The sequence below is a fragment of the Rhodocyclus gracilis genome, assembly GCF_009617575.1.
In the GTDB taxonomy this organism is placed as follows: Bacteria; Pseudomonadota; Gammaproteobacteria; order Burkholderiales; family Rhodocyclaceae; genus Rhodocyclus; species Rhodocyclus gracilis.
The window spans coordinates 45,236-65,364 of record NZ_WIXJ01000007.1 but is presented as its reverse complement, the minus strand read 5'-3'; the positions used below and the strand labels follow the sequence as shown (position 1 = coordinate 65,364).

Genomic DNA, 20,129 nt, shown 5'->3' with positions numbered 1-20,129 from the left:
GATCGAAGATGAAAGAACTCGCCCTGATGATGGTCGGCGCGGCGCTGGTCAATAACGTGATCCTCGCCCGCTTTCTTGGCCTGTGCTCGTTCATGGGAGTGACGACGCGCATCGATACGGCGGCCGGCATGGGCATGGCGACGACCTTCGTCATCACCGTCTCTTCGATGGCCGACTGGGCCGTCCAGCACTACCTGCTGGATGCCTACGGCCTCGGGTTTCTGCGTACGGTGACCTTCATCCTCGTCATCGCCAGCGCCGTGCAATTCACCGAGATGACGATCCGCAAGGTATCGCCGTCGCTGTTTCAGATGCTCGGCATCTATCTGCCGCTGATCACGACCAACTGCGCGGTGCTCGGCGTCGCCTTGCTGCTCGTCGAGGGCAAGCTGAGTTTCCTCGCCTCGACGCTGTTCGCCTTTGCCTCGGCGGCTGGTTACAGCCTTGTCATGATCATCTTCGCCGGACTGCGCGAACGGCTGGCGCTGGCTCAGGTGCCGCGCCTCTTCGCCGGCCCGCCGATCGGTTTCATCGTTGCCAGCCTGTTGGCGATGGCATTCATGGGCTTTTCCGGCATCAGTACCGGTTGAGCGGGGAGGAAACCTCATGTGGGTGGCGATTGGCAGTCTGACCTTGATGGGCCTGGCGCTCGGCGCCTTGCTCGGTGTGGCCGCGCGGTATCTGGCGGTGGAAGAAAACCCGATTGAAGCCGAGTTGCAGTCGATGCTGCCCGGCTCGCAGTGCGGTCAATGCGGCTACGTCGGCTGCGCGCAGGCGGCGGCGGCGCTGGCGCGCCACGAGGCGCCGGTGACGCTCTGCCCGCCCGGCGGACGGGCGCTGGCCGAGGCGCTGGCCGCCAGGCTCGGCGTCAAGGCCGATCTGTCGCAGGTGGTGGATGACGGGCCAAAGCTCGCGCAAGTCAGCGAGGACATCTGTATCGGCTGCTGCCGCTGCATCAAGGTATGCCCGACCGACGCCGTGATCGGCGCGCCCAAGCAGATCCACAACGTCATCCGCGATGCCTGCACCGGCTGCGGCGCCTGCATCGAACGCTGCCCGACCGAGGCGATGGCGCTGGTGCCGGTGCCCGTCACCTTGCAGCACTGGATCTGGCCGAAGCCGGCCATTGCGTAAGTACCAAGAGAGAAGGCCATGGGACTGATCGATCGTTTATTCAAGGACCCCGCCTGGGGCGTGCATCCCGACGACCACAAGCGTCCGGCGGCCGACCAGCCGTTGCGCGTGCTGCCGCCACCGGCGCGTCTCTATATGCCCTTGCAGCAGCACGTCGGCGGCGCGGCGCGGCCGGTGGTGCAGGTCGGCGAGAAGGTGTTGAAGGGGCAGTTGCTGGCGGCGGCGCAGGGCAACATCTCGGCGCCGGTGCACTCGCCGGTATCGGGGCAGGTCGTCGCCATCGGCGAGGTGACGGCGCCGCATCCGTCGGGCCTGGGCTTTACCGCAATCACGCTGGAGTCGGATTTTGCCGAGCGCTGGATCGACGCTGACGCCGTCGCCGACCCGTTTTCCCTGGCTCCCGAAGAGATTACCCGCCGCACGGCGGCGGCGGGCGTCGTCGGCCTTGGCGGGGCGACCTTCCCGTCCGCCGTCAAATTCGTTCTGGGGCAGCGCCTCAAGGTGGCGACGCTGATCGTAAACGGCGGCGAATGCGAGCCGTATCTGTCGTCCGACGACCGCCTGATGCGCGACCGCGCCAGCGAGGTCGTCGATGGTGCGCGCATCGTCATGCACGCCATCGGCGCGACGCAGGTGCTGGTGGGCATCGAGAACAACAAGCCGGAAGCCATCGCCGCCATGCAGTTGGCAGCGGCGCCGTTCGCGGAAGTGAACATCTGCCCGGTGCCGGCGCGTTACCCGATGGGTTCCGACAAGCAGTTGATCCAGACGCTGACGGGGCGTGAGGTGCCGGCCGACGCGCGTGCCGCCGAAGTCGGCGTGCTGGTGCATAACGTGTCGACCTGCGCCGCCGTGCATCAGGCGGTGCGGCTTGGTCGCCCGCTGGTCGAGCGCATCGTCACCGTCAACGGCGGTGCCGTGCGCGAACCGGGCAATGTCTTCGCGCCGCTCGGCACGCTGGTCGACGAGCTGCTGGCGTTTTGCGGGCTGCATGAAGCGCCGTCCCGCCTCATTCTGGGTGGCCCGATGATGGGTTCGCCGCTGGCGCATGGCAAGATTCCGCTGGTGAAGGGGGCCTCCGGCATCCTCGCCTTCGACGCCCGCGAGGCGACGATCCCGCCGGCCGGGCCATGCATCCGCTGCGGCAGTTGCACGCGCGCCTGCCCGATGGGGCTCCTGCCCCTGGAAATGGCAGCGCGCATCCGCCACGACAAGTTCGACGAAGCCGCCGCCCTGATGCTGGGCGACTGCATCTCCTGCGGCTGCTGCGCCTGGGTGTGCCCGTCGCACATTCCGCTGGTGCAGTACTTCAGCCACGCCAAAGGCGAGTTGTCGGCGCGCGAGCGTACCCGTTTGCGTAACGACGCCAGTCGGCGTCTGGCAGAAGCCCGCGTGCTGCGTCTCGAACGCGAGGCCCGCGAAAAAGCCGAAGCGGCGCTGCGCCGCAAGGCCGAGCGTGCCGCCGCCAAGGCCGCCGCCGAACGTCAGGAAACTCCGGGAGAAACGGTATGAGCGCACTGTCGAGAACGTCTGCCGCCGCACCGGTGGCGGCGCCGCACGCGAGTACGTCGGGCAGCGTGACGGCCGTCATGGCGACGGTCATGCTGGCGCTGACTCCGGCGACGCTCTACGGCTTCTGGCTGTACGGCTGGCCGTCGATCTATCTGTGGCTGATCACCGTGGCCTTCGCCATGCTCGGCGAGGCGGTCTGTCTGCGCCTGATGGAGCGTCGCGCCGTGCCGGTGCTCTTCGACGGCTCGGCCATGCTCACCGGCTGGTTGCTGGCCGTCTCGCTGCCGCCCTGGGCACCCTGGTGGATCGGCGCCCTGGGCGGGCTGTTCGCGACCATGCTGTGCAAGCAGGCCTTCGGCGGTCTCGGGCAGAATCTTTTCAACCCGGCGATGGTGGCACGCGTTGCCTTGCTGATCTCCTTCCCGGTGCAGATGACGGCGTGGGTGGCGCCCCTGCCCATCGACATGGCGGCGGCGCCGGGGCCGATCAGCGGGCTCCTGGTGACGCTCAAGGGCATTCCTCAGGGGCTTGATGCGGTGTCCAGCGCCTCCTTGCTCGGCTTTGCCAAAACCGAAATGTCGCGCGGCGTCGATCTCCTGCAGTCGTTGCCGCACGCGCCGTCGCTCTCCTGGCTTGGCAGTCGCCCCGGCAGCCTCGGCGAGACGGCGTCCTGGCTGATCGCCGCCGGCGGGTTGCTGCTGATCGTTCGTCGCGTCATCAGCTGGCACATTCCGGTCGCCATGCTGGCGGGCATCGCCGTGCCGGCCGCGCTGCTGCATCTGGTCGATCCGGCGCGCTATCTCGACGCGACGACGCATCTCCTGTCGGGCGGCGCCATGCTCGGCGCGTTTTTCATCGCCACCGACTACGTGACTTCGCCGAATACGGCGCGTGGTCAGTTGATCTTCGGCGCCGGTTGCGGTGTGCTGACGTACGTCATCCGTACCTGGGCCGGCTATCCCGAAGGCGTCGCCTTCGCCGTGCTGTTGATGAATTCGCTGACACCGATCATCGACCGCTATGTAAAACCGCGCGTGTATGGCCGCGACCGGCAGGGCGTCGCACTCGACGCGCCGGCCATGGCCGCGCGCCCCATCGTCGGACGGGAGTATTAAATGCAGATCGGAGTGGCCTACTCGGACGCGTCGCAGCAGCAGGTCTGGCTCACCCTCGAAGTCGCCGAGGGCACCACCGTGGCGGGCGCCATCGAGAAATCCGGGGTGCTGAAATTGTTCCCCGCTATTGATCTCGACAGCCAGAAAGTGGGAATCTTCGGGCGGCTCGTAAAACTCGATACTGAACTCAAAGCCGGTGATCGAGTCGAAATCCACCGAAGCATCACCTGCGACCCGCAAAGTGTGCCTCGGCGCGCGGGCGAGTCTGACGACGATTAACGTTTTTGCTGAAAGTCCTGCCATGCCACTGTGTATCGGAATCCCGAAGGAGACTTACGCTGCCGAAAAGCGTGTCGCCACGGTTCCCGACCTTGTCGAGAAACTGATCAAACTGGGTTTTACCGTTGTCGTCGAGCGTGATGCTGGCGCTCTGGCCAACTTCGACGACGCGAGCTACGTTGCCGCCGGTGCGCGTATCGCCGCCACCGCTGCCGAAGTCTGGAGCAGCGCCGACGTTATCTTCAAAGTGCGCGCCCCGAGCATGGACGAGGTGCCGCTGCTCAAGGAGGGCGCCACCCTCGTCAGCTTCATCTGGCCGGCGCAGAACCCCGAGTTGATGCAGGCTCTGGCCGCCCGCAAGGTCACGGTGCTGGCGATGGACAGCGTGCCGCGCATGTCGCGCGCGCAGAAGATGGATGCCCTGAGTTCGATGGCCAATATCGCCGGCTATCGCGCCGTGATCGAGGCAGCACATCACTTCGGCCGCTTCTTCACCGGCCAGATTACCGCCGCCGGCAAGGTGCCGCCGGCCAAGGTCTTCGTCATCGGTGCCGGTGTCGCCGGCCTGGCGGCTCTCGGCGCCGCGGTCGGTCTCGGTGCCATCGTGCGCGCCAACGACACGCGTCCCGAAGTTGCCGACCAGATCAAGTCGCTCGGCGCGGAATTCGTCCCCGTCGAGTACGAAGAAGAAGGCAGCGGCGTCGGCGGTTACGCCAAGGTGATGAGCGAAGGCTTCCAGAAAGCGCAGAAGGCGACCTTCGCCAAGCAGGCGAAAGACGTCGACATCATCATCACCACCGCACTCATCCCCGGCAAGCCGGCGCCGAAGCTGATCACCACCGAAATGGTGCAGAGCATGCGGGCGGGCAGCGTCATCGTCGACCTTGCCGCCGAGCAGGGCGGCAACTGTGAGCTGACGGTCCCCGGCGAAGTCGTCGTGCGTCACGGCGTCACCATCATCGGCTACACCGATTTGCCGAGCCGCCTCGCCAAGCAGTCCTCGACGCTCTACGCGACCAACCTGCTGCGGCTGACCGAAGAGTTGTGCAAGGCCAAGGACGGCAACCTCGACGTCAACATGGACGACGAAGTCATCCGTGGCGCCACCGTCATCAAGAGCGGCGAGATCACCTGGCCGCCCCCGCCGCCGAAGCTCTCCGCCGCGCCAGCGCAAGCCAAGCCGGCGGCCGCCGTACCGGTCGCCGCCAAGAAGGAAGAAGCCAGCGGGCCGATGAGCGCCAATGCGCTGGCCGGCGTCTTCGGTGTCGGCGCGGCGCTGTTCTGGCTGATTGGCGCTTATGCGCCGACGGCCTTCCTCGGACACTTCACGGTTTTCGTGTTGGCCTGTTTTGTCGGCTACATGGTGGTGTGGAACGTCAAGGCCGCGCTGCACACGCCGCTGATGAGCGTCACCAACGCCGTTTCCAGCATCATCGCCATTGGTGCTCTGGTGCAGATCGCGCCGCCGCTCGCCGGCGCCGAGGTGCTACGTCCGGACGACTGGATTCGCTGGCTGGCTGTGCTCGGTATCGTGCTCACCAGCATCAACATGTTCGGCGGTTTCGCCGTTACCCGCCGCATGCTGGCGATGTTCCGCAAGTAAGGCTCGCGCGCTATGTCATCCAATCTCGTCACTGTTTCCTACATCGCAGCAATCGTCCTCTTCATCCTCAGCCTTGGCGGCCTGTCGGCTGCCGAGACGTCGCGGCGCGGCAACCTCTACGGCATGCTCGGCATGGCGCTGGCGGTGCTGGCGACCGTCGTCGGGCCGCGTGTCACGCTGGCCGGTGTGCCGTGGATCATGGCCGCCATGGCCGTCGGCGGCAGTATCGGTCTGTATGCGGCGCGCCGCGTGCAGATGACGCAAATGCCCGAACTCGTCGCCCTGATGCACGCGCTGGTCGGTCTCGCTGCCTGTCTGGTCGGCTTCGCCAGCGATATCGACACCTCGCTGAGTTTTGCCAGCGAAGCCGAAAAGACCATCCACGAAGTCGAAATCTACGTCGGCATCTTCATCGGCGCGATCACCTTCTCCGGTTCGCTGATCGCCTTTGGCAAGCTCTCCGGGCGCATCGGCGGCAAGCCGGTCCTGCTGCCCGGCCGGCACTTCATCAACCTGCTCGGTCTGCTCATCGTCGTCGGTTTCGGCTACGCTTTCCTGCATGCGCCGACCGTCGCCGACGGCATGCTGCCGCTGGCGGTGATGACCGTCGTCGCGCTACTCTTCGGCGTGCATATGGTCATGGCCATCGGCGGTGCCGACATGCCGGTGGTGATCTCCATGCTCAACAGCTACTCGGGTTGGGCGGCCGCGGCGACGGGCTTCATGCTCTCCAACGACCTCTTGATCGTCACTGGTGCGCTGGTCGGTTCGTCGGGCGCGATCCTCTCGTACATCATGTGCCGCGCGATGAACCGAAATTTCTTCAGCGTCATTGCCGGTGGCTTCGGTGCGGCCAGCGGTTCCCCGGCCAAGGCCAGCGGCGAACCGCAAGGCGAGGTGACGCCGATCAGCGCGCAAGAAACGGCGGATCTGCTGAAAACGGCGAAGAGCGTCATCATCGTTCCCGGCTACGGCATGGCTGTCGCGCAGGCGCAGCACGCGGTGTCCGAGATCACCCAGCAGTTGCGTGCGCAGGGTGTCAACGTGCGCTTCGGCATTCACCCGGTGGCTGGTCGGATGCCGGGTCACATGAACGTGCTGCTGGCCGAAGCCAAGGTGCCGTACGACATCGTGATGGAAATGGACGAAATCAATGACGATTTCCCCGAAACCGACGTGACGATGGTCATCGGCGCCAACGACATCGTCAATCCGGCGGCGCAAGAAGACCCGACCTCGCCGATTGCCAACATGCCGGTGCTCGAAGTGTGGAAGGCGAAGACCTCGATCGTCATGAAGCGCTCCATGGCCTCTGGCTACGCCGGTGTCGACAACCCGCTGTTCTACAAGGAAAACAACCGCATGCTCTTCGGCGACGCGAAGGCGATGCTGAACGAAGTGCTGGCCGGCCTGAAGGCTTGATCGACGGCAGACGGCGGGCGCACGGCGGCTTGCAGGCCGCACGTGGCGCCCCCGCGGCAAGCGGCCCTCCACGCCACGCTTCCTGGCTGGCGTGCAGGCGCTACCCAGACGGGAGACGATGCGTCGTCTCCCGTTTTTATTGCGCTGTCCGGCGCTGTCCGCGTTGCCCGCCGGTCGTTCAGCGCGTGCGCAGCAGGGCGGCCAGCCATGCCTTTTGCGCTGTCCGGCGACGGCCGTCGCTGATGTGCTGACGGATACGTTCGCGCACGCTGGCGAGCGGTATCAGTCCGCTGCCCCCCTTGATGGCGTCGCAGCGCAGCAGATGAAAGCCCATTGGCGATTCGACGATGGCCGAGAGTTCGCCTTCGGCCAGCGCAAAGGCGACCTGATCGATTTCCGGGAAGAGCTTGCCGCGCGGCAGTTCGCCGAGCAGGCCACCGTTCATTGCCGTCGGGCATTCCGAGTGCTTGAGCGCCTGTTCGTTGAAGCGCTCAGGCGCGCGGAGCAGGCGTTCGCGGATGTCGTTGATGCGCGTCCACACGGATGCCCGGTCGCTGTTGGCCATCTCGTCGTTGATGGTGAGCAGGATATGGCGCAGCGTGCGCGTCTCCGGCGCGGTGAAGCGTTCCGGGTGCATCAGGTAAAAAATCTCGACCTCGGTGTCGTCGACCGGCGCGGCGCGGCTGCCGACCTTTTCGAGGACGACTTCGACCTTCAGATCGCGGATGATCGCCTCGCGCAGGGTTTCGTGCACCAGGCCGTTCAGGGCGAGGTCGGCGTGATACTCGGCGTCGCTGGTAAAGCGCGCGCGGATCTCGGCGAGCGCGTGGGCGATGGCGTCTTCGCGCAGGATGACGCCCGCCGCCTCCGGCGTGCCCAGAAGGCGCATTTCGATGATGCACTGCCGCTCGGCGACGTCGGCGACACGCAGGCGTTCTTCGTCACTGAGGGCCGAGGGGGCCTTCTTGAAGAGCGCGTGCGCCAGTTTGAGCGTCAGATAGGGCGCAGCATCAACAGGACGTGCGTTCATCACTTCCTCCGCCAGCGCGCAGACAGTCTTCGGGGACGGCGAAAACGCGCCCCGGCCGGCAGGCGAAATGCACGTGATAGCGCAGTTCGCCGCCGTCGCGCTCGATAGTCATGATCTCGCCCGCCGCGCCCGGCGGGACGAGCACCTCGCCCTGGCTCGCCAGCGCGCGCAGGCTGGTGACGCGTTCGCGTGTCTCGAAGCGACTGGGCGTCCACTCCTCTTCGGCGCCCTGCAACTCTTCTTCGCGGCAGCCGACGATGCGCTGGTTATCGAGGAAGTTGACCGAATAGATGATCTGATCCATGAGAAAGGTGCCGACATCGACGACGACGCCGACGCTGCCGCGGCGAACCAGCAGATCACCGGTGTCCTTGCCCGGATAGGTGCCGTCATTGCGCACATTGCGTATCAGGCGCACGGCGTCGCCCTGCTGCCAACGGTGGTTCATCGCGGCCCCGCACGCGTGATGGCCGACACGGGCACCGTGGCGATGCCGGCGGCTTTCTTGAAGACGCGAAAGACTTTCTCCGTCTGCGCGTCGGAATCGACGAAGTCGGCGTAGGCGTGTTGCAGCAAGGCCCGGTAATCCTCACGCGTCGGCTCGCCGTTGCGCTGGCGGTGCCCCTCCAGATAATCGTGAAAGCGTTGCAGGATATGCAGCCGGCAGATGTGCACGCGGCCCGGCTCGTAGTCGATACCGAAATAGGCAAGGAAGTCCTCGGCCGATTCGAGTTCGGCGAGGTCTTCCGCGAAACGGCGGCTCGCGTCGCGCTCGTTGCTATCGTTGCGTGTCATCGAGGTCTCCCGGAGTGTTTTGGCGTTTGTGTGCTTGCGCGTTGGTGGCGTGTTGGCGTATTCGGAGCAGGCTCACGGCGGCGGCTCAGCCATGCGCCGCCGAGGCGGGGCGGCACTCCTGCATTGCCTGCCAGAGCGCGTGCAGTTCGTCGTCGTCGGGCGGGCGCTTCTCGCGCAGGACGAAGGCGCCGACGGCGTCGAGCATGCTCTGCGCCGCTGCTGTATCGAGTTCATGCCCCAGGCGGCGCATGATCGCCTGTACGGCGCGCGGCCCGGAGTGCTTGCCGAGAACGAGGCGATGGCTGCGCCCGACCAGCGCCGGGTCGAAGCCTTCGTAGTTGGCTGGATGCTTCAGCAGGCCGTCGACGTGGATTCCCGCTTCGTGCGTGAAGGCGCCATCGCCGACGATGCTCTTCTGCCAGTGCACCGGCCGTCCGGCGGCGCGGGCGACGCGCTGCGAGAGAGGCGGAAAGCGTCGCAGATCGATGCCGGTGTCGACGCCGTGACAGCGTTGCAGCGCCAGCACCACCTCTTCGAGCGGGGCGTTGCCGGCACGCTCGCCGAGGCCGTTGACCGTTGTGTTCAGATGCGTCGCGCCCGCCCGCACGGCGGCGAGCGTGTTCGCCGTGGCCAGCCCCAGATCGTCATGGGCATGCATTTCAATGGCGAGATCGCAGCGCGCGCGCAAGGCGGCGATGCGCTCACAGACGCCAAACGGCTCCAGAATGCCGAGCGTATCGGCGTAGCGGAAGCGCACCGCACCGGCGCGCTGGGCGGTGTCGGCGATGCGCCAGAGGAAATCCGGGTCGGCCCGCGAGGCGTCTTCGGCGCCGACGCAGACGCGCAAGCCCAGCCCTTGCGCACGGGCGATGTGCGCCGGCAGTGTGGCGAGCAGCCAGTCGCGGTCGCGGTGCACCTTGTGCCGCAAATGCTGGTCGGAGGCGGGCACCGAAATATCGATCATCTGCGCGCCAAGGCCGGCGCAGGCGTCGATGTCGGCCGCCGTCAGACGGCTCCAGACCATCAGCTGCGCGTTCAGCCCCAGGCTGGCGACGGCGCGCACGCTCGCCCGCTCGTGCTCGCCCATCGCCGGAATGCCGACTTCCATTTCCGGCACGCCGAGCGCGTCGAGTTCTTGTGCGATGGCGAGCTTTTCTTCGAGCAGAAAAGCGACGCCCGCCGACTGCTCACCATCGCGCAGCGTGGTGTCGTTGACGGTGATCCGGCCAGCGGCAGCGGAGCCGTGGGCAGGAGGGAGGTCGGGCGCGTTTTCCATGCCGCTCACGACGCAATTCTCGTGCCCGTGGCATGTGCTTGATTTCTCGGGGCTGCGCGCTGTCGTTCAGTGGCGCTTGTCGTGAACCCGACAGACGCTCGGGCGGCGTGGCGCTGGCCTTGTCGGCAGCTTGCTGCGCCCGTGCCGGGGTCGCATAATCGACGCCCTTTGGGCGAACGGCTGGGCGTATGTTGTGCGCTGTGCTGCGCATCCGGCACCGGATGCCCGGTGTCTTATGTGCCCCGAGTCGGGCCGCCGCCGCCACTCTTCATTCGCTTCAGGGAGTTTTTTCGCATGACGACGCGCATGACTACATTTTTCCCTTCGCGCTCCGGCCTCTCCGCCAGCGCCTCCACGTGGGGCATGGCACGATGAGCGCGCCGGAGCCGACGTCCAGCGTGCGCCGCGTGCGCTGTCCGCAGTGCGGCGAGGAGGCCGAGTGGAGCCTGGCGAACCGCTTCCGGCCTTTTTGCAGTGAGCGTTGCCGGATGGTCGACTTGGGCGCCTGGGCGTCGGAGTCGTATCGCGTTCCCGTGCAGGAGGTCGACGGCCCGGACGGCGAACTCACGCCGCCGTCCGCCGACTGATGACCGTTTAGGGCCAGCCGCGCAAGAGCGCGATACCGTGCGCGCCGTGTGCCGTCGCCGTCGCGGCGAGTTCCGGGCGCATGCCGCCCAAGGCGAATACCGGTAGCGCAGAGGTGGCGGCCAGCCGGGCGAAACCTTCCCAACCGATTCCTCCTTGCTCGGGGTGGCTCGGTGTCGCCAACACCGGGCCGAGCATGACGAAATCGCAGCCCAGCGTGGCTGCACGCGCCAGTTCTTCGGCGTTGTGGCAGGAGGCGCCGACCCAGGCTAGATCAGGACGCGCCTCGCTCTGCGCAAGGCGTGCGGCGGGCAGATGCACGCCATCGGCGGCGACCGTGCGCGCCAGCTCGACATCGTCGTTGACGAGGACGATCACATGGGCGTAACGGCGGGCCAGTGCCACGACCGCTGCCGCGAAGCGCTGCCGTTCGGCGGCGGGCAGAGATTTGTCGCGCACCTGAATCAGCAGCCGGCGCTCGCTGGGCGAAGCTGCTGCGGGAGAGTCAGCGGCCGGGGTGAGAGGAGTGAGCGGAATGGCGTAAGCCGCTAATGCCCGCGCCAGCCGCGCCAGTTCGGCGTCGGCGCCGCTTGCTTCGGCGTGGGTGATGAAGCAGTGCGTCGGTAGCTCCAGCGCGCGCAGGATCGGGCCGTTGGCCGGCAGGATCGGGCTGACCGGCGACGGCTCGCCCGGTGTGAGCCAGGCAAAGCCGCTGTGTTCAATCGGGCGAATCTCGCCCGCCCAGGCCGTCACCCGGAAAAAATGCAGGCGCACCGTCGCGTGCGGATAGACGAATTCGCGGCAGAGCCAGGGCGTTGCGGCCGTGACGCTGACACCAAGCTCTTCAGTCAATTCGCGGTCGAGCGCCTGCCGCGCCGTTTCGCCGGCCTCGACCTTGCCGCCGGGGAATTCCCAATAGCCCGCGAAAACCTTGCCGGGAGGACGTTGCGCGAGCATGAAACGTTGCCCGCCGGGGGCGCTCGCGAGGTTCTCCAGAATGACGGCGGCGGCGACTTCGACGACGGGGGGAACTGTCGCGCCGGCAGCGGCGCTGTCGCGGTTTTCGGTACTCATCGTTTTTTGCCCTTGCTGGCGCGTTGCGCGGGTTTTGGCGAGGCTTCGGGCGCCTTTTGCCCGGCCCAGTCGCGGGCGAATTGCCAGGCGACCCGGCCGCTGCGGGCGCCCCGGCTCAGCGACCAGTTGAGTGCCGGCCGTTCGGCGCGGGCGATTTCCTGCGCGTCGCAGCCGAAGTGGCGCAGCCAGTGGGCGACGATATCGAGGTAGGCGTCCTGATCGAAGGGGTAGAAGGAGAGCCAGATGCCGAAGCGGTCGGAGAGCGAGACTTTTTCCTCGATGGCTTCGCCGGGGTGAATTTCGTCGCCGACGCGCAGGTTTTCGAGGTTTTCCGCGTGGTACTCCGGCATCAGGTGGCGGCGGTTGGAGGTGGCGTAGATCAGCACGTTTTCCGGCGGCGCAGCCAGTGAGCCGTCGAGGGCGACCTTGAGCGCCTTGTAGCCGGCGTCACCTTCGTCGAACGAGAGGTCGTCACAAAAGACGATGAAATGTTCGGGGCGACCGGCGATCTGCTCGACGATATCCGGCAGGTCGGTCAGGTCGCTCTTGTCGACTTCGATCAGGCGCAGCCCTTGCGCCGCGTAGGCGTTGAGTAGCGCCTTGATCAGCGAAGATTTGCCGCAGCCGCGTGCGCCGGTGAGGAGGACGTTATTGGCGGGGCGGCCGGCGAGGAATTGCCGGGTGTTGGCATCGAGACGGGCTTTTTGTTCGTCGATGTCGCACAGGTCGGCGAGCCGGATCGATGGCGCCTGATGCACGGCACGCAAGGCGCCGACGGCCTTGCCCGGATCGCGCCGCCAGCGGAAGGCGACGGCATTTTCCCAGTCCGGCGCCGGCGCGGCGGCGGGCAGCAGGGGTTCCAGGCGGACCAGCAATTGCTCGGCGCGGGCGAGCAGGCTCGCCAGTTGCTGCATCGGATCGCTCATGGGGAGACGGTATACTCGGACGAATGAAGACTCGCCACTCTAGCCAAACCATGGTCAATTTCCAAACGCCGACACCGCGGCGACGCGCCTGCGACGCTGCACCCGCCGTGTGCTCAGCCGGCGTGCACGGCGCGTCCCGCCTGAGTGCTGCGCAGGCAGTGCTGGCGGCCACGCTGCTGCTGGGCGCCTGTGTCGGGCCGCAGCCGACGCTGCCATCTTCCTCGTCCGCTCCGGGCGGAGTGGCGACATCAGCGATGCGGCTGGGCGGCGAGTCGCCCGCTGCGTGTACGGCTGCGGCGGCTTGCCCCGTCTGTCCGGTGTGCACCGCTGCACCGGCGGCACCCACGGCGCCTTCTCCGGCGGCAAAGCCACTTCAGCTGGCACGCTGGGCCGATCTGCCGGGCTGGAAGGATGACGACGTGAGCGCCGCCTGGCCGGGCTTTCTCGCCTCCTGCCGCGCCTTGGCGGCGAAGGGGGCAGCGGCGCAGTGGCCGCTGTGGCGGCCGGCGTGCGACGAAGCGCAGGCGCTCACCCGGCACGATGCGGCGAGCTTGCGGCGTTTTTTTGAATCGCGCTTCGAGCCGTATCTGCTGACGAATCCCGATGGCGGCACCAATGCGCTGATCACCGGCTACTACGAGCCGCTGCTGACCGGCGGCCGTACGCGTGGCAAGAAAAAAATCCGCTTCCCGGTGCTCGCGCCGCCGGATGATCTGATCACCGTCGATCTCGGCGATGTCGTGCCGGAGGTGAAAAACCTGCGCCTGCGCGGCCGTCTCGTTGGCAAGCGGCTGGTGCCGTATTACTCGCGCGCTGAAATCACCGCGCGCGAAGAGGAATACGCCGACCGCGTGCTGGTGTGGGTGGATGACCCGGTCGAGCTTTTCTTCCTGCAGATTCAGGGATCGGGGCGCGTGCGCCTGCCGGATGGCACGCTGATGCGCGTTGGCTACGCCGACCAGAACGGCTACCCGTACCAGTCGATTGGCCGCCTCCTGGTCGAGCGCGGCGAACTCAAGCTCGAACAGGCGTCGATGCAGGGCATTCAGGCCTGGGCGCGGGCGCACCCGGACAAAGTGACGGAGTTGCTCAACAACAACCCGAGCTACGTCTTCTTCCGCGAGTTGCCGCGCAGCAGCAACGCCGACGAAGGCCCGCCGGGGGCGCTCGGCGTGCCGCTGACGCCGGGGCGCAGCATCGCCATCGACCCGCGCTTCACCGCGCTCGGCGCCCCCGTTTTCGTGGCGACGACGCAGCCGAACTCGTCGGCGCCGATGAACCGTCTGGTCATGGCGCAGGATACCGGCGGCGCCATTCGCGGGCCGGCGCGGGCGGATTTCTTCTGGGGCTTCGGCGCCGAGGCGGGCACGCTGGCGGGGCGCATGAAGCAGAGTGGTCGCCTGTGGGTGCTCCTGCCGCCGGGGATCGCCCCAAAATAGGTCGGCTCGACATTTCGGTGCGCGTCGCACCAAAGCAGTGCTGTGGTGCATGAAAAAGCTGCTTCTTGGTGCGCGCCGCACCCGATGCCAAAGGCAAGTCATTGTTGTGCTGGGGGAAACGGGCGGGAACGCGTTTTGCTAAACGCCTCCCAACTTTTTACCCGGAGGCGCCATGGAAGCGCTGAACACTAGCGGCGACGTCCTCTTCATCCTGCTCGGCGGCATCATGGTGCTGGCCATGCACGCCGGCTTCGCCTTTCTCGAACTCGGCACCGTGCGCAAGAAGAATCAGGTCAACGCGCTCGTCAAAATCCTCGCCGATTTCTCTGTCTCGACGATTGCCTATTTTTTCATCGGCTACAGCGTCGCGTACGGTATCAATTTCTTCTCCGGCGCCGAAACGCTGATGGCGAAGAACGGTTACGAGCTGACCAAGTTCTTCTTCCTGCTCACCTTCGCCGCGGCCATCCCGGCGATCATCTCCGGCGGCATCGCCGAGCGTGCGCGCTTTCATCCGCAGCTGGCGGCGACCTTCCTGCTCGTCGGCTTCGTCTATCCCTTCTTCGAGAGCATCGCCTGGAATCAGGCCTTCGGCATTCAGGCCTGGCTGAAGGCGAGCTTTGGCGCCGAATTCCATGATTTCGCCGGCTCGGTGGTGGTGCACGCGATGGGCGGCTGGATCGCGCTGGCGGCGGTGCTGCTGCTCGGTGCGCGGCACGGGCGCTACACGCGCAACGGCATCTCGGCGCATCCGCCGTCATCGATCCCTTTTCTCGCCCTTGGTGCGTGGATTCTCACGGTCGGTTGGTTCGGCTTTAACGTCATGAGCGCGCAGACGCTCGACAAGATATCGGGCCTTGTCGCGCTCAACTCGCTGATGGCGATGGTCGGCGGCACGCTTGTCGCCCTCTTCGTTGGCCGAAACGACCCCGGCTTCGTGCACAACGGCCCGCTCGCCGGGCTGGTCGCCGTCTGTGCTGGCTCGGACGTCATGCACCCGATTGGCGCCCTGATCGTCGGCGGCGTCGCCGGCGGCCTCTTCGTCTACATGTTCACGCAGACGCAAAACCGCTGGAAGATCGACGACGTGCTCGGCGTCTGGCCGCTGCACGGACTCTGCGGCGCCTGGGGCGGTGTCGCCGCCGGCATCTTCGGCGATCCGCGGCTTGGCGGCGCGGGCGGCGTGTCGCTCATCTCGCAACTCCTCCTCACCGGCCTCGCCATCGTCGTCGCGCTCGCGGGCGGCGCCGCCGTCTATGGCCTGATCAAGACGCTCGTTGGCCTGCGCCTCGATCAGGAGCAGGAATTCGAGGGGGCCGACCTCTCCATCCACAAAATCGGCGCCACGGCGGAGCGGGAGACGAGTTGGTAGTTTGGTGTGCGGAACGACTAAGCTCTGGCGGGCGGGAATAGCGTCTTGCGGATACTGGATGACAAAGCCCGGCGATTGCCGGGCTTTTTTTGCCTTGCGCAGCTCGCTCGGCGCTGTCGTTGGCTTACCAGTCGGTTTTGGCCGGCATGCGTAATCATCCGCTGCTTCAAGGCCGAGTGGGCGGAAGGTCTGTTTTCGACCGTAAGCAGACCTTCACCTTGTAGGTTTAATCAGGCAGCCTTCCTTACCACGGCATCCCCTCAAAAAATAGCTGCGCAATTTAGAGATGGGGGGCTCCGGTGTCACAAAACTGCTAGCAGTATTACGATTGCCAAAATAACGACGCACAAAATTTTTGCTGCCGAAATCGAACTACTAAAATGAATTGAATTCACCGAAGTTGTCACCAGTTTTTTGCCGCTAAGCATCGGCATCAGCAGGTTTTCTTTGCCGACGAAAAAATAAAGCAAAATTGCGGTGACATGGATAACAATTAGGGTAGCCAGCAGGTTCGCCAGCTGATGATGAACAGCAGTGGCTGCATCTGAAATAATTCCACTAGTCCGATGAGCTAGTGGCCCTTGGAAAAAAATGCCATCGTTCGCTATCAGTCCGGTAATGGCCTGAACTAGAAGTATCGCCAGCATCGCAACTGCCATCCATCCGCCCAACGGGTTATGGCCGGCCGACTTTGATTCCCGATGCACAAGGTATTTCTGTATGGCGGCGAAGCCACCAAGAAAATCACTAAATCGCGCCGTTTGACTTCCGTGCACGCCCCAAGCCAGACGGAAGAGCACCAAGGCCAAAACACCCTCTCCAGCAATTTCATGGATGTCGAGTGCTCCAAGTGAAGCACTCAAAAACACGAGGCCAACGAGAAGCACTAAACCCCAATGGAAAAGCCGTGTCGGCAAATCCCAAATGCGAATGAGGTGCTTGGCCTGACTCATTGCGCTTACCAACCCTTCTTGTAAGTCTGATGGCAGGTCTTGCAATCATCCGTTACTTTGGCAAAAGCTGCGTTCACCGCTGCCTTGTCAGGAGACGGAGCTGCAGCCAGCGCTGCAAGTGCCTGTGCGTCTGCTTGAAAACTCTTCGACTTCTGGACGAAGTCCGGGAAGTTGCGCCAGATGTCCTCCTTGGCGGCAGAAAAAAATCCGCCCTTACTCCCCGCTGGAAAGAGGGCCGGAATACGCACAGCAAAATCAGCCACCGACTTAGCCGAAGTGGCGATGGTGATCATGTCACCCTCGGCAAGAGCGTCTTTGATATTTGCAACTGCCCGCTTACTACCTTTGAAGCCTTGCTCTCGCTCGGAGATAACGTCGCTGGCGCCCGCCGTTGAGATGATGAAGCCGCTGAGTACTAGGGCGATTAGATGATTTTGGGTCATGATTGCCTCGATTGAATAAAGATTTCATATCGAAAATTTTAGGCGCGAGTTGCCTATCGAAAACGCCGAAGGCGTTTTCGATATGAATTCTCTGTCGGAAGGGATTAGAGAGGCTTATGCTGAGTTATAAGCCTCGAAAGTTATGGGCTAGATATTTTGATGTCGCCTGCTCATCTGACGTCCATCATGAATATTCATCCCTATCAGCGTGAGATTTGTTGCGCCAGCAAGCAACTCCACAACCTGTACGGTGTAGAATGAGCCGTCGAACTCCCCCGACTGAGCCTTGATGCTGAGAAAGATGGCCGCCGGAATTAGCACCAATAGGCCATTGGCGCCGATGATGGGCATACGACGACGTTTAGCGATCAGGGTAGGGAAAGTGCTCTTTCCGCCCATGAAAAATCCGGTTGCACCGGTAATGGCCATGCAGGGAACGAATGCGATAAATGCATAGGTAATCGCAACTTTTACGCTGGTTACCGCGCTATGGTCGAGGAACAGTTCGGCAACCACGGTCGATGTCCAGAACGTCGCGATGAAGAGGAAGGAAAATACGCCCGCAACAGCGTGAACATTACGTTTCATCATGCTCTCCTTGCACAGACACCCCGTGAAGCTGAGAAATCAGGTCCAAGGTACGAAGCGTGGTTTCCAGGTCCTGGGCGGAGAATGCTTCCCCGGTCTTGGCTGCGTGTAACTGCCACGCTTGGTTAACGCGCTCGAAAAGCGCGCAGCCTTTCTCGGTCAGGCAGTAATGCGGTGAGCGTTGATGGGAAGGGTTGGGGAACTTCTCAATCATCCCAGCTTCGGCAAGAAGATTGAGCTGCTTCTGAGCGCCTTGCCGCGAAACACCCATTTGCTCGGCAATTTGTGGTGCAGTCTGTTTTTGTCCAGCCCACGCAATTGCACCAAGGATCTGCCAGCGTGCGCTGGTCAGGCCGTAGGGTGTGGTGAATGCGTCACCCCATTCCAGCATTTTGCCGTTTGCCTGGAAAAGCGCGACAACGGTCTGTGACACGAGCCGGGAAATTTCTGTTTGCATCGAAAGTATCTCGCCAAGGAATTAACTGACAACCAGTTTCCAATATTGGTAACTGGTTGTCAACGTTCTTTTGGCTAGGCAACTTCTTAGATGTACCGATGCTAGGCAAGCGAGAACGGTAAGCATATGAACGCCCCCTATGATGCCGATTGCAGCCCGTCACCACTCGAATGGCTGTTCTGCCGTCCGCCTATCTCTTCCTTCTCCAATTCCGAGCGCAGATTGACATAGCGGCGTGGCGTTTTACACCCCATCACTCTCCGGAAGCCGCCGGTAAACCTGCACGAAGCGCTGGTTTTCGGCGAGGCCGTAGTCGCCGGGGGCGTATTGCAGCAGCCAGTCCTGCGCCTTGCCTTGCAGCACGTCGCCTCCGGCCGAGCGGGCGATGCTGAACGGCTCGTGAATTTGCCGGGCAAAGACGGGAACGGGCTTCGCCCGGTAGGCGCCGTCTTTGCCGGCCTGTAGCGGCGCGACGGGGTCGTATTTCAGGACGAAGCGGTCGTGCGAGACGACCCAGCGGCTGCCGGTCGAGCCGGTGATGATCGCGTCGCCGGGGGCGTAGCGGTTCGGCCCTTCGAGGCTGATCAGCTCACCGGCTTCGCGGGCGAAGGCGACGCTGACGATTTCTTCTTTGACATAGCGCCCGGCCAGTGGGTCGCAGGAGAGATCGATGCGAGAGAAGTGGAGCATGCGGGTTCCTGAGCGGAAGTCGAATGGGCGTGTCGCCGTCGTCGGCATGGCGCGGCGTGAGGTGCTAGTCTAATCGGCGTGGCGCGAGTTGGCAGCGCGAGCGTTAGCTGCCCGTGCGCGTTGGCGAATGGAGTGAGGAATCAGTGCGTCTGGATAAATGGTTGTGGTGTGCCCGGTTTTTCAAGACGCGTCGCCTGGCGAGCGACGCGGTTGACGGGGGCAAGGTGAAAGTCGGCGGCATCGCCGTCAAGCCGGCGAAGGCGCTCAAGGTTGGCGATCTGCTGCATATTCGCCTCGAAGAATCCGCCATCGAGGTCGTGGTGGCGGGTTTCAACGAGCAGCGGCGCCCGGCCTCCGAAGCGCGACTGCTGTACGCAGAAACCCCGGAGAGCGCACGCCGGCGTGCCGAGGCCGCCGCGCTGCGGGCACTCGACCCGCAGCCGCTGGCAGAAGCCAAAGGCCGGCCGACCAAGCGCGACCGCCGTCAGCTGAGCCGCTTCCGCGAGGGTTGAGGGGGCGCACGGCGGGCGGGGCGGGGGCGATCGCTGCACCCGCGACCGAGAGCGTGGGCGCAGCGCTACGCGCGACGGCGCGGCTTCGCGGCTTAGTTCGCCGGAGCCTGCCGGCGTAGGGTGATGCTGCCGAGCAGGCCAAGACCCGCCAGCAGCAGGGCGTAGGTGTCGGGTTCCGGCACCGGCGAGGTGACGCTCAGGCGAACATTATCGATGGCGAGGCCGTGGTCGTTGCCGACATCGTTGCGTTCGGTCCAGCGAATCCACAGCGTCTCGTCGGCCGCCCACGCGGTAGTGATCGTGCCGCCCAGATCGGCGACGCGGCCCCGCGTGTTGCCGTCGACGCTCGCCGCCGTCGAGCCGGTGACGGGGGATGTCCAGTCGAAGCGGGCTCCCGGCGCGATCCATTGGTCGACGCGATCGAAACGGCTGCCAAAGCCGTACTCCAGCTTCATCGTCTGCCCGCTGCGGTTGCCGCCATTCCGCCATTGCTCGCCGTCAAAGCGCAGCGTGAAGCCGCTCAGGGCGCCGCCACTGGCATTGTTGAAGGCGACGGCGATCCAGCCCGCCACTTCGCCGCTGGCGGGGGCGCCGAAGTAGGCGCTGCCCGAGCCGAGGCCGCCGAGGGCACGGTCGCTCAATCCGATGCTGCCGTAGCTGTAGAAGCTGCCGGCGTTGCTGCTGCCGTCGCCCGCCGCGTAGCTGCCAATGGCGGCGAGGTTTTTGTCGAAGAGCGACCAGCCGGCGAGGGTGCGGTCGTTCGTCCATGTGCTGCTGCCGCTGGCGCTCAGGCTGTCGAAGGTGGTGCTGTAGGCGTAGTGGCTGCTGTCGACGTTCAAGGCAGCGCTGGCGCAGGCGCTGCCGAAGCTCAGCAGGAGCGCGAGAGGCAGGTGTCGGGCAATACGCATCGGGAGGGCTCCGCGA

The 20,129-nt window shown here is 64.8% G+C and carries 23 protein-coding genes; 11 read left to right on the top strand and 12 right to left on the bottom strand.

The features are described from left to right. Positions 1–8 precede the first annotated feature (8 nt). Genes rsxA through pntB form a run of 7 tightly spaced genes read left to right on the top strand, consistent with a single transcriptional unit; the run spans position 9 to position 7,065 of the window. Positions 9–590: an electron transport complex subunit RsxA gene (gene rsxA, locus GHK24_RS10300; protein ID WP_153472795.1), complete on the top strand. Its 582-nt coding sequence runs from the start codon at positions 9–11 to the stop codon at positions 588–590. Positions 591–606: 16 nt separating this feature from the next. Next, a complete protein-coding gene (locus GHK24_RS10295) occupies positions 607–1,134 on the top strand; it encodes an RnfABCDGE type electron transport complex subunit B (RefSeq protein ID WP_153472794.1) in 528 nt (175 codons plus the stop codon). Between the two features lie 18 nt (positions 1,135–1,152). Further along, positions 1,153–2,646 (top strand): electron transport complex subunit RsxC, encoded by a 1,494-nt coding sequence (gene rsxC, locus GHK24_RS10290; RefSeq protein WP_153472793.1) that lies wholly within the window; start codon positions 1,153–1,155, stop codon positions 2,644–2,646. After that, the gene (locus GHK24_RS10285; protein WP_153472792.1) at positions 2,643–3,761 is read left to right on the top strand and encodes an RnfABCDGE type electron transport complex subunit D; all 1,119 of its coding nucleotides are present in this window, start codon (positions 2,643–2,645) and stop codon (positions 3,759–3,761) included. The genes rsxC and GHK24_RS10285 overlap by 4 nt, the downstream gene beginning before the upstream one ends. Continuing rightward, on the top strand, positions 3,762–4,040 hold the full coding sequence (locus tag GHK24_RS10280) for an RnfH family protein (protein WP_153472791.1): 279 nt from the start codon (positions 3,762–3,764) through the stop codon (positions 4,038–4,040). 22 nt (positions 4,041–4,062) lie between these two features. After that, positions 4,063–5,643, top strand: coding sequence for a Re/Si-specific NAD(P)(+) transhydrogenase subunit alpha (locus GHK24_RS10275; protein ID WP_153472790.1), 1,581 nt, complete (start codon positions 4,063–4,065; stop codon positions 5,641–5,643). 12 nt (positions 5,644–5,655) lie between these two features. After that, complete coding sequence (gene pntB, locus GHK24_RS10270; protein WP_153472789.1) at positions 5,656–7,065, top strand: Re/Si-specific NAD(P)(+) transhydrogenase subunit beta; 1,410 nt, start codon at positions 5,656–5,658, stop codon at positions 7,063–7,065. Between the two features lie 178 nt (positions 7,066–7,243). Here the strand turns inward: pntB and nifM are convergent, their stop codons facing one another. From nifM to nifV, 4 genes are all read right to left on the bottom strand, one after another. Next, positions 7,244–8,095, bottom strand: coding sequence for a nitrogen fixation protein NifM (gene nifM, locus GHK24_RS10265; protein ID WP_153472788.1), 852 nt, complete (start codon positions 8,093–8,095; stop codon positions 7,244–7,246). Further along, the gene (locus GHK24_RS10260; RefSeq protein WP_153472787.1) at positions 8,076–8,543 is read right to left on the bottom strand and encodes a nitrogen fixation protein NifZ; all 468 of its coding nucleotides are present in this window, start codon (positions 8,541–8,543) and stop codon (positions 8,076–8,078) included. The genes nifM and GHK24_RS10260 overlap by 20 nt, the downstream gene beginning before the upstream one ends. Then, complete coding sequence (gene nifW / locus GHK24_RS10255; protein ID WP_153472786.1) at positions 8,540–8,890, bottom strand: nitrogenase-stabilizing/protective protein NifW; 351 nt, start codon at positions 8,888–8,890, stop codon at positions 8,540–8,542. The genes GHK24_RS10260 and nifW overlap by 4 nt, the downstream gene beginning before the upstream one ends. Before the next feature lie 85 nt (positions 8,891–8,975). Next, a complete protein-coding gene (gene nifV, locus GHK24_RS10250; RefSeq protein ID WP_153472884.1) occupies positions 8,976–10,166 on the bottom strand; it encodes a homocitrate synthase in 1,191 nt (396 codons plus the stop codon). Between the two features lie 371 nt (positions 10,167–10,537). Between nifV and GHK24_RS10245 the strand changes: the two genes are divergently transcribed. Continuing rightward, a complete protein-coding gene (locus tag GHK24_RS10245) occupies positions 10,538–10,753 on the top strand; it encodes a DNA gyrase inhibitor YacG (RefSeq protein WP_153472785.1) in 216 nt (71 codons plus the stop codon). A 7-nt stretch (positions 10,754–10,760) separates the two neighbouring features. On the opposite strand, the gene GHK24_RS10240 is transcribed toward GHK24_RS10245, so the two are convergent. Both GHK24_RS10240 and GHK24_RS10235 read right to left on the bottom strand, forming a co-directional pair. Beyond that, entirely contained in the window at positions 10,761–11,825 is a 1,065-nt protein-coding gene (locus tag GHK24_RS10240) for a Nudix family hydrolase (RefSeq protein ID WP_153472784.1), read from the bottom strand. After that, positions 11,822–12,739, bottom strand: coding sequence for an ATP-binding protein (locus GHK24_RS10235; protein ID WP_153472883.1), 918 nt, complete (start codon positions 12,737–12,739; stop codon positions 11,822–11,824). Before GHK24_RS10235 ends, GHK24_RS10240 begins: the two co-directional genes overlap by 4 nt. 62 nt (positions 12,740–12,801) lie before the next feature. Between GHK24_RS10235 and mltA the strand changes: the two genes are divergently transcribed. Both mltA and GHK24_RS10225 read left to right on the top strand, forming a co-directional pair. Continuing rightward, positions 12,802–14,190: a murein transglycosylase A gene (mltA, locus tag GHK24_RS10230; RefSeq protein WP_153472783.1), complete on the top strand. Its 1,389-nt coding sequence runs from the start codon at positions 12,802–12,804 to the stop codon at positions 14,188–14,190. A gap of 172 nt (positions 14,191–14,362) precedes the next feature. Next, the gene (locus GHK24_RS10225; RefSeq protein WP_153472782.1) at positions 14,363–15,562 is read left to right on the top strand and encodes an ammonium transporter; all 1,200 of its coding nucleotides are present in this window, start codon (positions 14,363–14,365) and stop codon (positions 15,560–15,562) included. A 302-nt stretch (positions 15,563–15,864) separates the two neighbouring features. Here GHK24_RS10225 and GHK24_RS10220 read toward each other — a convergent pair whose 3' ends face one another. The 5 genes from GHK24_RS10220 to GHK24_RS10200 all read right to left on the bottom strand — a co-directional run bounded on the left by GHK24_RS10220 (position 15,865) and on the right by GHK24_RS10200 (position 18,693). Further along, entirely contained in the window at positions 15,865–16,515 is a 651-nt protein-coding gene (locus GHK24_RS10220; protein ID WP_153472781.1) for a cytochrome b/b6 domain-containing protein, read from the bottom strand. A gap of 5 nt (positions 16,516–16,520) precedes the next feature. Continuing rightward, a complete protein-coding gene (locus GHK24_RS10215; RefSeq protein WP_153472780.1) occupies positions 16,521–16,958 on the bottom strand; it encodes a cytochrome c in 438 nt (145 codons plus the stop codon). A gap of 147 nt (positions 16,959–17,105) precedes the next feature. Beyond that, positions 17,106–17,549, bottom strand: coding sequence for a hypothetical protein (locus GHK24_RS10210; protein WP_209022639.1), 444 nt, complete (start codon positions 17,547–17,549; stop codon positions 17,106–17,108). Next, positions 17,536–18,003, bottom strand: coding sequence for a MarR family winged helix-turn-helix transcriptional regulator (locus tag GHK24_RS10205; RefSeq protein ID WP_153472779.1), 468 nt, complete (start codon positions 18,001–18,003; stop codon positions 17,536–17,538). Before GHK24_RS10205 ends, GHK24_RS10210 begins: the two co-directional genes overlap by 14 nt. A 243-nt stretch (positions 18,004–18,246) precedes the next feature. Continuing rightward, positions 18,247–18,693 carry a PGDYG domain-containing protein gene (locus GHK24_RS10200; RefSeq protein WP_153472778.1) on the bottom strand — a complete coding sequence of 149 codons (447 nt, stop codon included), beginning with the start codon at positions 18,691–18,693 and terminating at the stop codon, positions 18,247–18,249. A gap of 143 nt (positions 18,694–18,836) precedes the next feature. Between GHK24_RS10200 and GHK24_RS10195 the strand changes: the two genes are divergently transcribed. Further along, positions 18,837–19,205 (top strand): S4 domain-containing protein, encoded by a 369-nt coding sequence (locus GHK24_RS10195; RefSeq protein ID WP_167681999.1) that lies wholly within the window; start codon positions 18,837–18,839, stop codon positions 19,203–19,205. A gap of 92 nt (positions 19,206–19,297) precedes the next feature. Here the strand turns inward: GHK24_RS10195 and GHK24_RS10190 are convergent, their stop codons facing one another. Continuing rightward, the gene (locus GHK24_RS10190) at positions 19,298–20,113 is read right to left on the bottom strand and encodes a PEP-CTERM sorting domain-containing protein (protein WP_153472776.1); all 816 of its coding nucleotides are present in this window, start codon (positions 20,111–20,113) and stop codon (positions 19,298–19,300) included. Positions 20,114–20,129: the final 16 nt, after the last annotated feature.

What these genes read in the sequence shown, in the direction of transcription:
- rsxA (WP_153472795.1), top strand. Translation starts at nt 9, where the DNA reads ATGAAAGAACTCGCCCTGATGATGGTCGGCGCGGCGCTGGTCAATAAC.
- GHK24_RS10295 (WP_153472794.1), top strand. Translation starts at nt 607, where the DNA reads ATGTGGGTGGCGATTGGCAGTCTGACCTTGATGGGCCTGGCGCTCGGC.
- rsxC (WP_153472793.1), top strand. Translation starts at nt 1,153, where the DNA reads ATGGGACTGATCGATCGTTTATTCAAGGACCCCGCCTGGGGCGTGCAT.
- GHK24_RS10285 (WP_153472792.1), top strand. Translation starts at nt 2,643, where the DNA reads ATGAGCGCACTGTCGAGAACGTCTGCCGCCGCACCGGTGGCGGCGCCG.
- GHK24_RS10280 (WP_153472791.1), top strand. Translation starts at nt 3,762, where the DNA reads ATGCAGATCGGAGTGGCCTACTCGGACGCGTCGCAGCAGCAGGTCTGG.
- GHK24_RS10275 (WP_153472790.1), top strand. Translation starts at nt 4,063, where the DNA reads ATGCCACTGTGTATCGGAATCCCGAAGGAGACTTACGCTGCCGAAAAG.
- pntB (WP_153472789.1), top strand. Translation starts at nt 5,656, where the DNA reads ATGTCATCCAATCTCGTCACTGTTTCCTACATCGCAGCAATCGTCCTC.
- nifM (WP_153472788.1), bottom strand. Translation starts at nt 8,095, where the DNA reads ATGAACGCACGTCCTGTTGATGCTGCGCCCTATCTGACGCTCAAACTG.
- GHK24_RS10260 (WP_153472787.1), bottom strand. Translation starts at nt 8,543, where the DNA reads ATGAACCACCGTTGGCAGCAGGGCGACGCCGTGCGCCTGATACGCAAT.
- nifW (WP_153472786.1), bottom strand. Translation starts at nt 8,890, where the DNA reads ATGACACGCAACGATAGCAACGAGCGCGACGCGAGCCGCCGTTTCGCG.
- nifV (WP_153472884.1), bottom strand. Translation starts at nt 10,166, where the DNA reads ATGGAAAACGCGCCCGACCTCCCTCCTGCCCACGGCTCCGCTGCCGCT.
- GHK24_RS10245 (WP_153472785.1), top strand. Translation starts at nt 10,538, where the DNA reads ATGAGCGCGCCGGAGCCGACGTCCAGCGTGCGCCGCGTGCGCTGTCCG.
- GHK24_RS10240 (WP_153472784.1), bottom strand. Translation starts at nt 11,825, where the DNA reads ATGAGTACCGAAAACCGCGACAGCGCCGCTGCCGGCGCGACAGTTCCC.
- GHK24_RS10235 (WP_153472883.1), bottom strand. Translation starts at nt 12,739, where the DNA reads ATGCAGCAACTGGCGAGCCTGCTCGCCCGCGCCGAGCAATTGCTGGTC.
- mltA (WP_153472783.1), top strand. Translation starts at nt 12,802, where the DNA reads ATGGTCAATTTCCAAACGCCGACACCGCGGCGACGCGCCTGCGACGCT.
- GHK24_RS10225 (WP_153472782.1), top strand. Translation starts at nt 14,363, where the DNA reads ATGGAAGCGCTGAACACTAGCGGCGACGTCCTCTTCATCCTGCTCGGC.
- GHK24_RS10220 (WP_153472781.1), bottom strand. Translation starts at nt 16,515, where the DNA reads ATGAGTCAGGCCAAGCACCTCATTCGCATTTGGGATTTGCCGACACGG.
- GHK24_RS10215 (WP_153472780.1), bottom strand. Translation starts at nt 16,958, where the DNA reads ATGACCCAAAATCATCTAATCGCCCTAGTACTCAGCGGCTTCATCATC.
- GHK24_RS10210 (WP_209022639.1), bottom strand. Translation starts at nt 17,549, where the DNA reads ATGATGAAACGTAATGTTCACGCTGTTGCGGGCGTATTTTCCTTCCTC.
- GHK24_RS10205 (WP_153472779.1), bottom strand. Translation starts at nt 18,003, where the DNA reads ATGCAAACAGAAATTTCCCGGCTCGTGTCACAGACCGTTGTCGCGCTT.
- GHK24_RS10200 (WP_153472778.1), bottom strand. Translation starts at nt 18,693, where the DNA reads ATGCTCCACTTCTCTCGCATCGATCTCTCCTGCGACCCACTGGCCGGG.
- GHK24_RS10190 (WP_153472776.1), bottom strand. Translation starts at nt 20,113, where the DNA reads ATGCGTATTGCCCGACACCTGCCTCTCGCGCTCCTGCTGAGCTTCGGC.